Raw genomic sequence first — 14807 nt, 5'->3', positions numbered from 1 at the left:
CCGTGACGGACGCCGGTGGACGACGGGACGAGCGCTCAGGCGCCGGTGGTCACCGGGCTCCCCGCAAGGTCGGCCGGGGAGGCCAGAGTGCCCAGGATCGCTGTCGCGGCAGCGACTTCGGGGGAGACCAGGTGGGTCCGGCCTCCCTTTCCCTGGCGACCCTCGAAGTTGCGGTTGGAGGTCGAGGCGGAGCGCTCGCCGGGGGCGAGCTGATCCGGGTTCATACCCAGGCACATCGAGCAGCCGGCGTGCCGCCATTCAGCGCCTGCGGCGAGGAAGATCTTGTCCAGGCCCTCGGTCTCGGCCTGCAACTTGACCCGCATCGAACCCGGAACGACGAGCATCCGCACGCCCGCAGCGACCGTGTGACCCTCGATCAACGCGGCGGCGGTGCGCAGGTCCTCGATCCGGCCGTTGGTGCAGGAGCCCAGGAACACCGTGTCGACGGCGATCTCCTTGAGCGGAGTGCCCGCGGTCAACCCCATGTACTGAAGGGCCCGCTCGGCGGCCGTCCGCTCCCCCTCGTCGGTCATCAGTTCGGGGTCGGGAACCGATGCGGACAGCGGAAGTCCCTGTCCCGGATTGGTTCCCCAGGTGACGAACGGGGACAGCGTGGCAGCGTCGAGCACGACCTCGGTGTCGAACTGTGCGTCCTCGTCGGTGGCCAGCGACCGCCAGTACTCGACAGCGGCGTCCCAGTCGGCACCCTTCGGTGCGTGTTCCCGACCCTCGAGGTAGGCGAAGGTGGTCTCGTCCGGTGCGATCATGCCGGCCCGGGCGCCGGCCTCGATGGACATGTTGGCGATGGTCATCCTGGCTTCCATCGACAGCGCACGGATCGCGGAGCCCCGGTACTCCAGCACATATCCCTGACCCCCGCCGGTCCCGATCTTCGCGATCACGGCCAGGATGATGTCCTTGGCGGTGACCCCGTCCGGCAGATCGCCGTCCACCGTGATCGCCATCGTCCGGAAAGGCTTGAGCGGCAACGTCTGGGTTGCCAGCACGTGCTCGACCTCGCTGGTACCGATGCCGAACGCCAGCGCGCCGAACGCGCCGTGGGTGGAGGTGTGCGAATCACCGCAGACGATCGTCATCCCAGGCTGGGTGAGGCCACGCTGCGGGCCGACGACGTGCACGATGCCCTGTTCCGCATCGCCCATCGGAAAGAGTCGGACCCCGAACTCGGCGCAGTTCTTGCGCAACGTGTCGACCTGGGTTCGCGACACCTCGTCCGCGATCGGCAGGTGGATACCGATCGTCGGTACGTTGTGGTCCTCGGTCGCCAGCGTGAGATCCGTTCTGCGGACACCCCTTCTGGTCTGACGCAGTCCCTCGAAGGCCTGCGGGCTGGTGACCTCGTGGATCAGGTGCAGGTCGATGTACAACAGATCCGGCTCGCCCTCGGCGCGGTGCACGACGTGTGCTTCCCAGACCTTCTCGGCCAGTGTGCGACCCATCGGTCATCGCCTTCTCTCTTCACAGGTCCGGTTCGGCGTGTCGGCGTCGACCGGGGTGGGCTCTTCGCGGGTGCTGGATTTCCCAGTACCTGGACTTCTCGCTACCTGGACTTCTCGGTACCCGGACTTCTTGGCGCCTGGACTTCTCAGCATTCGGGAAACTAGTATCGCTCTATGGGACATAGTAGCGGGATCGGCGTGCTCGACAAAGCCGTCCAGGTACTCAGGGCGACGGCGGCAGCGCCGATCGGACTTGCCGATCTCTGTGCAGCGACCGGCCTTCCCCGCGCCACCGCACACCGTCTCGCCGTCGGCCTGGAGGTGCACGGTCTGCTGGGTCGGGACGAGTTGGGACGGTGGCATCCCGGTTCGATGCTGGCCGTGCTCGCTGCCAGCGCCCCCGACCCGTTGCTGTCCGCCTCCACCGAGGTACTCCCCAGACTCCGGGATCGCACCGGCGAGAGCGTCCAGGTCTACCGTCCCGACGGGATGATGCGGACCTGCATCGCGGTCTCCGAGCCCGCATCCGGTCTGCGCGACACCGTTCCGCTCGGCGCGCGGCTGCCGATGACGGCCGGTTCCGCAGCGAAGGTGCTCGCTGCGTGGGGTGACACCGCCACCCAGCGGACCGCTCTCGCCGACGGCACGATCACCGATCGGATGCTGGCCGAGGTCCGCAGACGCGGCTGGGCACAGTCGGCCGGCGAGCGCGAGTCGGGGGTCGCCTCGGTGTCGGCCCCGATCCGGGATCGCGCCGGCGCGGTGATCGCCGCCGTGTCGGTGTCCGGTCCGATCGAACGGATCGGCCGCCGCCCCGGCGCCCGGTGGGCGGGCGATCTGATCCAGGCGTCCGACGCGCTGACTGCCCGACTCTGACGTTCCGCCCACGCTGATCGAGCGGACGGAGTGAGCCGAGATCCCGACGATGCCCGGCCCGGTCTCGATGTTCCGGAATCTCGACTCCTTCGTTCTGCTCCCTGTCCTGAGCGACGAGGGAGACGAAGGGGACCACCGAAGCACCGGGTACACGAAAGCCCCGGTTCCTGGAGGAACCGGGGCTCAGGCGTTGGTACCCCCGAAGGGATTCGAACCCTCGCTACCGCCGTGAGAGGGCGGCGTCCTGGGCCGCTAGACGACGGGGGCCTGGGAACTTCCGTGATGCTACCGGAGATCCGGAAGACATCCGATGCGAGGATCGGAGCCTGCCGGACTCGCTGGGGTACAAGGACTCGAACCTTGAATGGCTGAACCAGAATCAGCTGTGTTGCCAATTACACCATACCCCACAGGCTCGTCCGGATCCGGTGTGAAAAGAACCGTCCGAGCACCGCAGATGATCGTACAGGCTGCCTACTGCACGAGACCAATCCGCAGTTCAGCGACGTGCGGAGACCGGATTGACCAGCGTTCCGATGCCCTCGATCTCGATGCTCACGATGTTTCCCTCGGACAGCAGGCCGACTCCTTCGGGCGTCCCGGTCAACACCACGTCGCCGGGCAGCAACGTCATCGCCGAGGAGATCCACTCGATCAGCTCACCGATGGTGAACACCATGTCGGAGGTCGTTCCGTCCTGTTTCACCTCACCGTCCACCTCGGTGCGGATGTTCAACCCTGCCGGGTCCAGATCGGTCTCGATCCACGGGCCGAGCGGGCAGAAGGTGTCGAACCCCTTGGCCCTGGCCCACTGACCGTCCGTCTTCTGCAGATCCCGGGCGGTGACGTCGTTGGCGATCGTGTACCCCAGGATCACCGACGAGACGTCCTCGGCAGCCACGTCGCGACAAGGCCGGCCGATCACCACCGCCAACTCGCCCTCGAAGCTGACCTCGCGGCTCTGCGCGGGCAGGGCGATCGCGGCTCCCGGCCCGACCACCGACGTGGACGGCTTCAGGAAGCACAGCGGCTCGTCCGGCACGTGGTTGCCGAGCTCGGCGGCGTGCTCGGCATAGGTGCGACCGAAGGCGACGATCTTGGGCGGCAGGATCGGCGCCAGCAGCCGGCACTGGGCGAGGTCGAACACCCGACCCGAGTACTCGGGCGTGCCGAACGGATGCGCCAGGATCTCCCGGGCCGACGTCCCGACGGCCGGAATCGGCCGCCCCTGGGCGTCATAGCCGTCGAAATCGCCGTCCACCGTCACGAAGGCCACGCCGTGTTCCGGATGTGCCACACGGGCCAGTCTCATCGATGTGCTCCCACTTGTCGGTACTAAGGACTCTTCACGCGGAACGGTGCGCGGTCGGGCTCGGCGCCGATCGGGTCAAGGCGTACCGCAGCGAATCCACCAGAGCCTGCCAGGAGGCCTCGACGACGTTCGGGTGGACCCCGACGGTCGTCCACTCGCGGTGGCTGTCGGTGGAGGACACCAGCACCCTGGTGACCGAATCGGTGCCGGCGTCCCCGTCGAGGATCCGCACCTTGTAGTCGATCAGTTCGACGTCCCGCAGTTCGGCCAGGCCGTCCAGCGCCGTCCGCAAAGCGGTGTCCAGGGCGTTGACCGGACCGTTGCCCTCCGCGGTGGCGATCACCCGGCGCCCGGCCACGTGCACCTTGACCGTCGCCTCGCTGGAGACCTCCTCGCGTTCGGTGTGCAACGGGTTCTCCACGATCACCCGGTACGACTCGACCGTGAACAGGTCCGTCATGGGCTCGTCCGGTCCGACACCGTCGCGCGCGAGCTCCTCCCGGAGCAGCAGCTCGAAGGAGGCATCGGCCGCCTCGTAGGAGAACCCGCGCGCCTCGCGCTGCTTGACGGTCTGCACGACGCGCTCGACCACCTGCGGGTGGTCCGCCAGGTCGATGCCCAGTTCCCTTGCCTTGAGCTCGACCGAGGCCCGTCCGGCCATCTCGGTGATGAGGATGTGCATGTCGTTGCCGACCGCACCGGGATCCAGATGGTTGTACAGCTCCGGATCGACCTTGATGGCGCTGGCATGCAGCCCAGCCTTGTGCGAGAACGCGGACGCGCCGACGTACGCCTGGTGGGTGTCCGGCGCGATGTTGGCGATCTCGGCGATCGCGTGCGAGACCCGCACCAGCTCCGATTGGCGGCCCTCGGGAAGGACCGGCAGCTCCAGCTTCATGATCAGGTTGCCCAGCACCGCGAACAGGTCGGCGTTGCCGGCCCGCTCGCCGTAGCCGTTGGCCGTGCACTGCACGTGGGTGGCGCCGGCCTCGACCGCGGCGACCGAGTTGGCGACGGCGCACCCGGTGTCGTCCTGGCAGTGGATGCCGATCCGGAACCCGGTGCGCTGCACCACTTCTGCGACGGTCCGGCCCAGCGACACCGGCAGTTGACCACCGTTGGTGTCGCACAACACCATCACGTCGGCGCCGGCGGAGACCGCCGCCTCACCGACCCGCAGGCCGTAGTCACGGTCGACGGAGAAACCGTCGAAGAAGTGCTCGCAGTCCAGGAACACCCGGCGACCGTGTTCGACGAGGAAGGCGACGGTGTCGCGCACCATCGCCAGGTTCTCCTCGTTCGTGGTCCGCAGGGCGCGCGCGACGTGCCGGACGTCGGACTTCGCCACCAGCGTCACCACCGGGGCGCCCGAATCGAGCAGCGCCCGGACCTGCAGGTCGTCCTGGACCCGGACACCGGCCTTGCGGGTGGCACCGAAGGCGACCAGCTGCGCCGACCTCAGCTCGAGCTCGCCGGCGGCCGCGCGGGCGAAGAACTCGGTGTCCTTAGGCATCGCACCGGGCCAGCCACCCTCGATGAAGCCGACCCCGAGTTCGTCGAGCAGCCGGGCGACCGCCAGCTTGTCCGGAACCGAGTAGGTGATGCCCTCACGCTGGGCGCCGTCGCGCAGGGTCGTGTCGAAGACGTGGAAGGTGTCCCCCAGCGACGAGAGCACCCGCTCGCCGGCGGCGGTCCGCGGCAACGACTTCTCGGGCGACGACTTCTGGGGCGACGACTTCTGGGGCGACGACTTCTGGGGCACGGAGGAGGTCAACGGGACGCCGGTGTCCGGGAGGGACATGCTGCGCCGCCCGTCAGCTCGACGCCAGCGCCGCGAGCCGGTCGCCGATCGCGGACGTGCGCCCGGGCGAGCCCGGCTGCCGGGTGGCCAGATCGAAGGCAACGGCCGCCTCGACCCGACGCGCGGCATCCGTCAGACCCAGGTGGTCCAGCAGCAGAGCCACGCTGAGCACCGCTGCGGTGGGGTCGGCCTGTCCGGTACCGGCGATGTCCGGAGCGGATCCGTGCACCGGCTCGAACATGCTCGGGTTCTCTCGCGACACGTCCAGGTTGCCGGAAGCGGCCAGCCCGATCCCACCGGAGACGGCCGCGGCGAGGTCGGTGAAGATGTCGCCGAACAGGTTGTCGGTGACCACCACGTCGAACCGCGCCGGGTCGGTGACCAGGTGGATCATGGCGGCATCGACGTGCGAGTAGGCGACGGTCACGTCGGGGTACTCCAGGGAGATCTCCTCGACGACGCGGCTCCACAACTGGCCGGCATGGACCAGGACGTTGGTCTTGTGGATCAGCGTGAGGTGCCGGCGGGGTCGACGGGCGGCGCGCTCGAAGGCGTCCCTGACCACGCGTTCGACGCCGAAGTAGGTGTTGAGGGAGACCTCGGTGGCGATCTCGTGCGGGGTGTCCTTGCGCAGCAGACCACCGTTACCGGCGTACGGGCCTTCGGTGCCTTCCCGGAGCACCACCAGATCCACCGACTTGTCGCCGGACAGCGGCCCGGGAACTCCCGGATAGAGCCTGGCCGGCCGCAGGTTGACGTGGTGGTCGAGCTCGAAGCGCAGCCGCAGCAGCAGGCCACGCTCCAGGATGCCGGACGGTACCGTCGGATCGCCGACAGCGCCGAGCAGGATCGCGTCGTGCTCGCGTACCTCCCGCAGCACCGAATCGGGCAGCAGCTCGCCCGTGCGATGCCAACGACTGGCGCCGAGGTCGTAGGTGGTCGTCTCCACGTCGGGGACGACGCCGCCGAGGACCTTGAGTCCCTCGGCGATGACTTCCGGTCCGATTCCGTCGCCGGGGATCACAACCAGCTTCATCGACGCTCACTTCTCTCCGCCGCCCGGGAAGGAGCGGCACCGCTGCAGGGAACCTCTGGGGTTGGTACCGAAGGGTGATCCGGGACGACTCGACCAGCAGCACTCCCGGTGACGACACCCGATCGACCGACCGGAGCCGTGCTCAGCGTAGTCGTATCAGCCACTGGGACGCCTTCGGCCCGGCGGTGCACCCTTCCGGGTGCGGCCGCCGGGCCGAAGGTGGTGTCGGTGGCCGGTCACCCGACCGGCCACCGCTGGTGACTACTTGACGGTGACGATGTCCACCTTGCGGGTGGGCTGACCGTGCAGGTGCACGACCATCGCCTGCTGACCGGCCTTGGCATACCGGCCGAGGACGATCGGGATCGCCGTTCCACCCTGGTCGGAGTAGATCGGAGCACCGGTCGAGACCAGCGGCTGGGTGACGTTGAACGTCGGGACGTAGATCTCGTCGAACGTCAGGCCGGTGAAGTTGCTGTAGATACCGACCTTGTAGCTGATCCCGAAGTTCACCGTGCTCTTGGTGATGCCCAGCGCGGCCGGATCGGTCGGCAGCAGCAGCGTGTTGGTGTCGAACACATTGGTGTCGACGTCGCCGTAGCTGTAGTTGAACGGCATGACGCTGACCAGATCACCGGTCCGGTTGTCCTGGGTGGCGGCCATCATGACGTCGTTCTGGCCGCTGGCGCCCTCCGGCGAGGCCAGGCCGTAGATGGTGTAGCTGCCCACACCGTTGCGGTTGTCGCCCGCCAGGTAGATGTTCACGTAGGGAACCGTCGAGTGACCGATGGTCGCCCACGGCAACCTGGTCTGCAGACCGAACCAGAGGTAACCGTCCTCGTAGGTGCCGGACGGGCCCTTGGCGGAGCCGATACCGACGTTCTGCAGATCTGCGGCTCGCTCGGAGGTGATGCCGACACAGCCACCCTGGGAGGTCTCGGTGCAGCGCGGCAGGATGCCGTTGCTGCCGCCGTAGGCCAACACCGAGACCAGCGTCTTGTCCGGACCGTTGTTGCCCTTGCCGGTCAGGGTGATCGCCGGCTTGCCGGCGAGCGTGCCCTTGGCTGCCTTGGTCGTCGAGGTGGCCTCGGCGGTGCCGTAGACCGGGACCCGCAGGCTGGCGCCGGTGGTGGAGTCCTTGACGATCAGGCGACCCGAGGCGTCCGCGACGAACTGCCGCGGCTCGGTCAGACCCGTGTACGCGTTGAGCTGGGTGACGTCCATGGTCGGATCGATCTTGTGGCGCAACAGCGCCGGCTTCACGGTCATGGTGACGGTGACCTCGGCCGTCGCCCTGGCGCCGACGTAGAGCGTGGACGGCGACACCGTGTAGGCGATACCCGGGTTGGTGTTGCCGGCCAGGTAGCTGGCGGTCACGTTGCGACCGACGGAGGCCGTGTTCTGGATCTTGACCTTCTGACTGGTCACCGAGGAGGCCTCGGAGATCGCCGGCAGACGGAGACCGAACGACACCGAGACTCCGCCGGTACGGCTGGCCGAGTAGACCAGCAGATCGTTGTTGACGGCGTTGAGCGCATCGACTCGACCGCTGCCGACCCGGTTCGGGGCGTACTTGAGGCCGGTCTTGTTCGGACCGGTGTAGACGTCGTTACCGGCCGTGTTCATGATCGAGGCCTTGATCTGCTCCGTCGTCCAGGTCGGGTGGACCTGCTTGACGAGAGCGGCGATGCCCGCGACGTGCGGGGTGGCCATCGAGGTGCCCGAGATGGTCAGCGGCTGTGCACCGGTGCCCATGCCTGCCGAGGTGATCGAGGTACCCGGCGCGGCGACGTCAGGCTTGACGATGCCGCCGCGGACGCCACGGGGTCCGCGGCTGCTCGAGCTGTTGAGCGTGTCGGTGGCCGCGTTGTCGAAGAACTTGACGGTGCCGACGAGCGACCCGTCGAAGGTCAGCTCCAGGGTGCCGGCGGTCGCCGAAGCGCGCAGCGCGTCGGTTGTGTCGCGGGTCATCTGGAAGACCGGGATGGTCTTGTCACCGGTGATACCGGCGGCGAAGGTGTTCAGCGTCGAGGTGAAGACGGCGCCGATGGCGCCGGCGGCCTTGACGTTCCCCGACCGCGCAACGGAGCCACAGCGACGGGTGGAATCGTTGTCGTCCCACTCGAGCCAGGCGATCTTTCCGGCGACCTTGGCGGCATCACCTGCAGAGAGCGCAGTACAACCGTCCGCGTTGCTGCCGGGGATGGTGGCAACCGTGCCGGAGACCGGGGGAGCTGTGGCCCACGGGTAGGCGACCGACACCTGGCCGGCGTAGGTGCCGACGACGGACGCGGGCGCGGTGGCCTTGATCCCGTCGAGCAGGCTGAACGCGTCGACCGAGTTGGCGACACTCAGCGCGCGGACGGCGTTACCGGGAGCGCCGCCGACGTCGGTGGTGTCGCCGCCGTTGCCCATGGCGATGACCGGCAGCACGCCGGTCGCCGCGAGGGTGTCGACGAGCTCGTTGTCGGGATCGTCCTCGGTGGCGAAGTCGGAGCCCAGCGAGAGGTTGACGATGTCGAGGTGATCGCTGAAGTTGCCGTCACCGTTCGGGTCGAGTGCCCAGTTGAGCGCCTCACCGGTCAGGTTCGTGGAGCCCTCGCAGCCGAAGACCTTGAGGCCGTAGAGCGAGGCGTTCGGCGCCATACCCGGGCCGATCCGCAGGGCCTCGAGCGAGGTCTTGGTCAGCTTGGTGTAGTCACCGACGAAGGTGCTTCCGTCAGCGGCGACACCGCGGCCGGCGACGGTGCCGGAGACGTGGGTGCCGTGCGAGTTGCAATCGAGCGGGTTGGGATCCGGTGCCGGGGTGGCAGTGGCCGCCTCGTTGGCGTTGTAGTCGTCGCCGGCGAAGTCGTACCCACCGACCACGTTGGTGTCGGGGTCCGGGGTCCAGGCGCCGTCCGAGGTCTGCTCGGCAGCGGTGTAGGCAGCGACCGTTCCGGGTCCGCCGAAGTCGGCGTGGGTGTAGTCGATGCCGGTGTCGATGATGCCGACCTTGACGTCATCACCGAGCGCCTTGGTGGACTGCCAGGTGTTGAGCACCCGCGTCAGCTGGGCTGCACCGGCGTTGGAGACGGTCTTGGGGACCAGTCGCGCGATGTTCACCACGTCGCGCCGGTTCACCAGGGCCTTGAGTGCCTTGCCGCTGGCGCGGATGGCCACGCCCGGGACGAGGTTGGTGGAGGTGTAGATGACCTTGGCCTGCGGATCGACGGCGCGGGCGGCGCCGAGCACCGACTTCGCCGTGCCCTTGATCGCGGCACGCTTGGCCAGCGACGCATTCCTGGCCGCCTCGTCGCCACGAGCTTTCTGCCCGGTCCATGCCGAGTAGCTGCTGAGCCCGGTGAACTTGACGAACACATCGACGTCCGCAGCCTCGTCGGCCTTCTTCACCTCGAACTTCAGCTTGCCGTCGGAGACCGCATGCCCGACCTTGTAGGGGCCGGGCTCAGCGGGGGTGTAGCCACTCCCGCTCGGCCCGGACGATCCTGCCGGAGCAGCCTGCGCCGCGGGGGCGACCGCCATGGCCACCACCACCGAAGCAGCGATCACCGCCGCTCCCCATCTCCTGGACCTGCTGGGCACCGCCATGGACACCTTCCCCTTTCAAAGGACGTCGTGCCGCTTCCGCCGCGTAGGACGGGGCCGGGCCGACGATGCGCAGCACACCGGATCCGGCGGGCCACAGTGGATTCACAGCCGTCACATGCGCTACGGCCATCTTGAACCTAAGGGGAAGTACGGCCGCTGACCAGCCCTGGACGGAAAGATCTTCCCGACCTGTGATGGTTGTGGTGCGAAACGTCCCGCTCGCCGCAATCGTCCGGCGCTGGTTCACCCGACCGGCGCAATCCTGCACGGGCGCGGGCTCACGATCGGGTGCTCGGGGCGCGCGGCGAACGCCGGTGGTGGAGCCTGAGCCTCCACGAGCAGCGCCACTCCACGCCGGGTCGGCCCGATCCTGCGGCCATGCCTCCACGCGGCCATGCGGCCTGCGGCCTGCGGCCTGCGGCCATGATGGATCGACAGGGCGACCTCAGTCGGCCGGGATGGCGCGGATCGACCGCGCCTGGACCGCTGCGGCGAGCCGTTCGAGGACGTCACCGGAGGGCAACCCGTCGACGCGCAACACCATGATCGCCGCTCTGCCGGAGACCTCCTGGGACAGTTGGGCCGCCAGGATGTTGACCCCCGCCTCACCGAGGATCGTGCCGACGGACCCCATCACGCCCGGCCGATCCGAGTACGCGAGAAGGATCAGGTCGCCCGAGGCCCGCAGATCGAAGTGGCGGCCGTTGATCTCGACCAGCTTCGCCACCTGGTTCTCGCCGGACAGCGTCCCGGAAACAGTGCGCAGCGCACCGTCGGCCATCGCCCCGCGGACCGTCACGATCGAGCGGTAGTCACCGATCTCCTCGGTGGAGATCGACTCCAGCTGGACCCCGTGCTCTGCCGCGAGCGTCGGGGCGTTGACGAACGAGACGCCCTCGGAGACCACCGGTCCCAGGATTCCGCGCACTGCTGCCAGTTCGAGGATGGAGGTGTCGGAGCCGGCCAGATCACCCCGGACCTCGACGGTGACGTGGCTCGGCAGCCCCCCGGCCACGCCGGTGAGGATGGTGCCCAGCCGGGAGACGAGTGGGATCCACGGTTGCACCGTCTCGGGCACCGGCCCGGAGGCCTGAACGTTGACCGCGTCCGCGACGAAGTCGCCGCGCAGCGCGGCCCGGACCGAGCGGGCGACCGAGATGCCTGCCTTGTCCTGCGCCTCCTCGGTCGAGGCTCCCAGGTGCGGGGTCAGCACGACGTTGGGTGCCGTCCGGAGCGGATGATCCGCACCGGCCGGCTCCGTCGCGTAGACATCGATGCCCGCCCCTGCGATGGTGCCGTCGCGCAGCGCAGCAACGAGGGCGTCCTCGTCGATCAGTCCCCCACGGGCGGCATTGACGACGATCAGGTTCGGCTTGGCCGTGGCGAGCTCGGCTGCGCCGATCAGGCCTACCGTCTCGGGCGTCTTCGGCAGGTGGATCGACAAGATGTCCGCCTCGCGCACCAGCGTCGGCAGATCGACCAAGGTGACCCCGAGCGAGGCCGCCCTGGCCGGCTGCAGGTACGGGTCGTACGCGATGACGGTGGTGTCGAAGGCGGCGACCCTGGCTGCGAACAGCTGTCCGATGCGACCCAACCCGACGACGCCGACCGTCTTGCCGGCCAGCTCGATCCCGGTGAACGCGCTGCGCTTCCACTCCCCCGCGATCATCGAGGCGTGCGCCTGCGGCGTCTTGCGGGCGACGGCCATCAGCAGGGCGAACGCCTGCTCGGCTGCCGAGATGATGTTGGACCGGGGTGCGTTGACCACCAGCACTCCCCGGGCGGTGGCGGCCGGGACGTCGACGTTGTCGAGTCCTACCCCGGCTCTGGCGATCACCCGCAGTCGCGGGGCCGCGGCCAGCGCATCGGCGTCCATCTTCGTCGCCGACCGGATCAGCACCGCGTCCGCGTCGGCGAGGGCGGGCAGCAAGGCGGCCCGGTCCGCTCCGTCGACGTACCGGATCTGCACCTCGTCACCGAGCACGGAGACGGCGGAGGGGGCGAGCTCCTCGGCGATCAGGACGACAGGCTTGGACACGATGGATCCTCCGGACGAGCAGCGGTGGGCTGCTCAGGCAGATGACGGGCGGGCTGGGTGAGCACACGGGCGATCGGCCCACGGGCTCGGCAGCGAGCCTCGTTGCTCGAACGCCGGGTCCATCGTAGGAGGTGATCGCCGGGGCCCGTCCGTCGGCTGTCCAGCGGACCGTTCCCATCACGATCGACCTGCCTGCGTGGATCGTCATCCGGAAGTGGCGAAGATTGCTCCGTTCGGGTCGCGGTCGTGGTCTGATGAGCGCGCACATTTCCGGTCGACGAGAGCGAGCCGCCATGACCACTCCGTACCCCGCGCAGGACCCGAACCAGCCGCAAGATCCGTACTCGGCACCGCAGCCGTACGGCGGCGCGCAGCAGCCCTACGGTGCCCAGCAGCCCTACGGTGCCCAGCAGCCCTACGGTGCCCAGCAGCCCAACGGCGGCCAGCAGCCCTACGGTGCCCAGCAGCCCAACGGCGGCCAGCAGTACGGCGCGCCGGTTGCAACGAAGCGGCCCGGCATCCTGACGGCCGCTGCCGTGCTCGGCTTCATCGTCGGCGGATTCGGCATCATCGCCGGCATCAGCTACCTGGGTCTGTCCGGCCTGGGCTACAACACAACCCTGCTGACCGTGCTCGGCATCGTGCAGCTGGTGCTGTCTGCGCTCTACATCTGGGGCGGCATCGTGGCCCTGGGAGGCAAGAACTCCCAGCTCCTGGTGATCGCGTCCGGCCTGTCGATCATCCTCAGCGTGCTCAGCTGGCTCATCTACACGTTCCAACCCCGGTCGCTGGTCTCGTTGATCATCCCGATCCTGATCATCGCGTTCGCCCTGAACGCCCAGTCCCGCGGCTGGGTGCGCAGCAAGGGTGGCGCCACCTTCTGAGCGATCCGCTCCCACCGGCAACGCCTCGGCCCCGGTCCCCGCTGTTCGCGGGGACCGGGGCCGAGGTGTTGCCGGGGCCGGTTGTCAGCTGCGTGCTGCAGTGCCCGCGTAGTCGTCGTCGGCGGCGACCCAGCTCATCAGCTTCCGCAGGCCACGCCCGGTCTGCTCGATCGGGTGCTGCTCCTGCTGGGTGCGGAACTCCTTGAACTCCGGAGCGCCGGCGTCCTGGTCGGCGATGAAGCGTGCGGCGAAGGTGCCGTCCTTGATGTCGGCCAGCACTGCCTGCATGTTCTGCTTGACGTGCTCGTCGATGACCCGCGGACCTGACACGTAGTCGCCGTACTCGGCGGTGTCGGAGACCGACCAGCGCTGCTTGGCGATCCCACCCTCGTACATCAGATCGACGATCAGCTTCAGCTCGTGCAGGCACTCGAAGTACGCGATCTCCGGCTGGTAACCGGCTTCGACGAGAACCTCGAACCCGGCCTGGACCAGCCGGGACATCCCGCCGCAGAGCACTGCCTGCTCACCGAACAGGTCGGTCTCGGTCTCCTCCGTGAAGGTGGTCTCCAGCACGCCGGCCTTCGTCCCGCCGATGGCAGCCGCATAGGACAGCGCCAGGTCGCGCGCTCCGCCGGTGGCGTCCTGCTCGACGGCGATCAGATCCGGGACGCCCTTGCCGTCGACGAACTCGCGGCGGACCAGGTGGCCGGGTCCCTTGGGCGCGATCATGATGACGTCGACGTCGGCCGGCGGCTTGATGTAGCCGAAGCGGATGTTGAAGCCGTGGCCGAAGGCGAGCGCCTTGCCCGCGGTCAGGTTGGGCTCGATCGCCTCGGCATAGACGTGTCGCTGCACGTGGTCCGGGGTGAGGATCATGATGACGTCCGCCTCGGCTGCGGCTTCGGCCGGCGTGACGACCCGCAGGCCCTGGTCGGTGGCCTTGACCCGGGAGGCCGACGTCTCCGGCAGGCCGACCCGCACGTCGACACCCGAATCGCGCAGCGACAGCGCATGCGCATGCCCCTGCGATCCGTAGCCGATCACGGCGACCTTGCGGCCGGTGATGATCGACAGGTCGGCGTCCTCGTCGTAGAAGATCTTCGCGGTCATCTGCTCTGCTGCTCCTGATCTGGTGTGCTGCTCGGAAAGGTCCGTACTGCTGGTGTTCGAGAACTGCTGGTCTTCGAGAACTGCTGGTCTTCGAGAACTGCTGGTCTTCGAGAACTGCTGGTGAGAACCGCTGTGCTGCAGCCGGAGCGGACCGGGGTTCCCGGTCCGTCACCGTGCACTCAATCCTGCCGGGCACCCGTCTGGGTGATCGACCTGGGTCCGCGGCCGAGTGCGACCATGCCGGACTGGACGAGTTCGCGGACGCCGAAGGTCTCCAGCATCCGCACCAGGGCCTCGAGTTTGTCGGGGTTCCCGGCGGCTTCGATGGTCATCGAATCCGGGGTCACATCGATGATGTGCGCCCGGAACATCTCGACGACGGTGGCGATCTGTGCCCGGCTCGCGGCATCGGAGCGGACCTTGATCAACAGCAGTTCGCGCTGCACGGAGGCAGTGGGATTGAGCTCGACGATCTTCAACACGTTGATCAGTTTGTTGAGCTGCTTCGTCACCTGCTCGAGCGGTAGTCCTTCCACCGCAACGACGATCGTCATCCGCGAGACGTCGGGATTCTCCGTCGGTCCGACCGCGAGCGAGTGGATGTTGAAGCTGCGGCGGGAGAACAGCGCCGAGACCCGTGCCAGCACACCGGGTTTGTTCTCCACCAGCACCGAGAGCGTATGGCGTGTCATGCGT

The 14807-nt window shown here is 68.3% G+C and carries 10 protein-coding genes and 2 tRNA genes; 2 read left to right on the top strand and 10 right to left on the bottom strand.

Annotated elements, in window-relative coordinates; genetic code table 11:
* Window positions 1–35 precede the first annotated feature (35 nt).
* Window positions 36–1460 (bottom strand): 3-isopropylmalate dehydratase large subunit, encoded by a 1425-nt coding sequence (gene leuC, locus ABLG96_RS07185; RefSeq protein ID WP_353650684.1) that lies wholly within the window; start codon window positions 1458–1460, stop codon window positions 36–38.
* 174 nt (window positions 1461–1634) lie between these two features.
* Here leuC and ABLG96_RS07180 point away from each other — a divergent pair, with 174 nt between their 5' ends.
* Entirely contained in the window at window positions 1635–2336 is a 702-nt protein-coding gene (locus ABLG96_RS07180; protein ID WP_353650683.1) for an IclR family transcriptional regulator, read from the top strand.
* A gap of 191 nt (window positions 2337–2527) precedes the next feature.
* On the opposite strand, the gene ABLG96_RS07175 is transcribed toward ABLG96_RS07180, so the two are convergent.
* The 7 genes from ABLG96_RS07175 to serA all read right to left on the bottom strand — a co-directional run bounded on the left by ABLG96_RS07175 (window position 2528) and on the right by serA (window position 12114).
* Window positions 2528–2603, bottom strand: a tRNA-Glu gene (locus tag ABLG96_RS07175).
* Between the two features lie 71 nt (window positions 2604–2674).
* Window positions 2675–2746 (bottom strand) — tRNA-Gln (locus ABLG96_RS07170).
* 89 nt (window positions 2747–2835) lie between these two features.
* The gene (locus ABLG96_RS07165) at window positions 2836–3648 is read right to left on the bottom strand and encodes a fumarylacetoacetate hydrolase family protein (protein WP_353650682.1); all 813 of its coding nucleotides are present in this window, start codon (window positions 3646–3648) and stop codon (window positions 2836–2838) included.
* Window positions 3649–3682: 34 nt separating this feature from the next.
* Complete coding sequence (gene cimA / locus ABLG96_RS07160; protein ID WP_353650681.1) at window positions 3683–5449, bottom strand: citramalate synthase; 1767 nt, start codon at window positions 5447–5449, stop codon at window positions 3683–3685.
* 13 nt (window positions 5450–5462) lie between these two features.
* Entirely contained in the window at window positions 5463–6485 is a 1023-nt protein-coding gene (locus ABLG96_RS07155) for a 3-isopropylmalate dehydrogenase (protein ID WP_353650680.1), read from the bottom strand.
* Window positions 6486–6746: 261 nt separating this feature from the next.
* Entirely contained in the window at window positions 6747–10037 is a 3291-nt protein-coding gene (locus tag ABLG96_RS07150) for a S8 family serine peptidase (RefSeq protein ID WP_353650679.1), read from the bottom strand.
* 484 nt (window positions 10038–10521) lie between these two features.
* Window positions 10522–12114, bottom strand: a complete 1593-nt coding sequence (gene serA, locus ABLG96_RS07145) for a phosphoglycerate dehydrogenase (RefSeq protein WP_353650678.1) — start codon at window positions 12112–12114, stop codon at window positions 10522–10524.
* Window positions 12115–12407: 293 nt separating this feature from the next.
* Here serA and ABLG96_RS07140 point away from each other — a divergent pair, with 293 nt between their 5' ends.
* Window positions 12408–12998, top strand: coding sequence for a hypothetical protein (locus ABLG96_RS07140; protein WP_353650677.1), 591 nt, complete (start codon window positions 12408–12410; stop codon window positions 12996–12998).
* An 84-nt stretch (window positions 12999–13082) separates the two neighbouring features.
* On the opposite strand, the gene ilvC is transcribed toward ABLG96_RS07140, so the two are convergent.
* Window positions 13083–14111 (bottom strand): ketol-acid reductoisomerase, encoded by a 1029-nt coding sequence (gene ilvC / locus ABLG96_RS07135; RefSeq protein WP_353650676.1) that lies wholly within the window; start codon window positions 14109–14111, stop codon window positions 13083–13085.
* 179 nt (window positions 14112–14290) lie between these two features.
* The gene (gene ilvN, locus ABLG96_RS07130) at window positions 14291–14803 is read right to left on the bottom strand and encodes an acetolactate synthase small subunit (RefSeq protein WP_353650675.1); all 513 of its coding nucleotides are present in this window, start codon (window positions 14801–14803) and stop codon (window positions 14291–14293) included.
* Between the last annotated feature and the right edge of the window lie 4 nt (window positions 14804–14807).

This window comes from Nakamurella sp. A5-74, assembly GCF_040438885.1.
Lineage (GTDB): Bacteria > Actinomycetota > Actinomycetes > Mycobacteriales > Nakamurellaceae > Nakamurella.
This window is presented reverse-complemented; position numbering and strand designations above follow the sequence as displayed.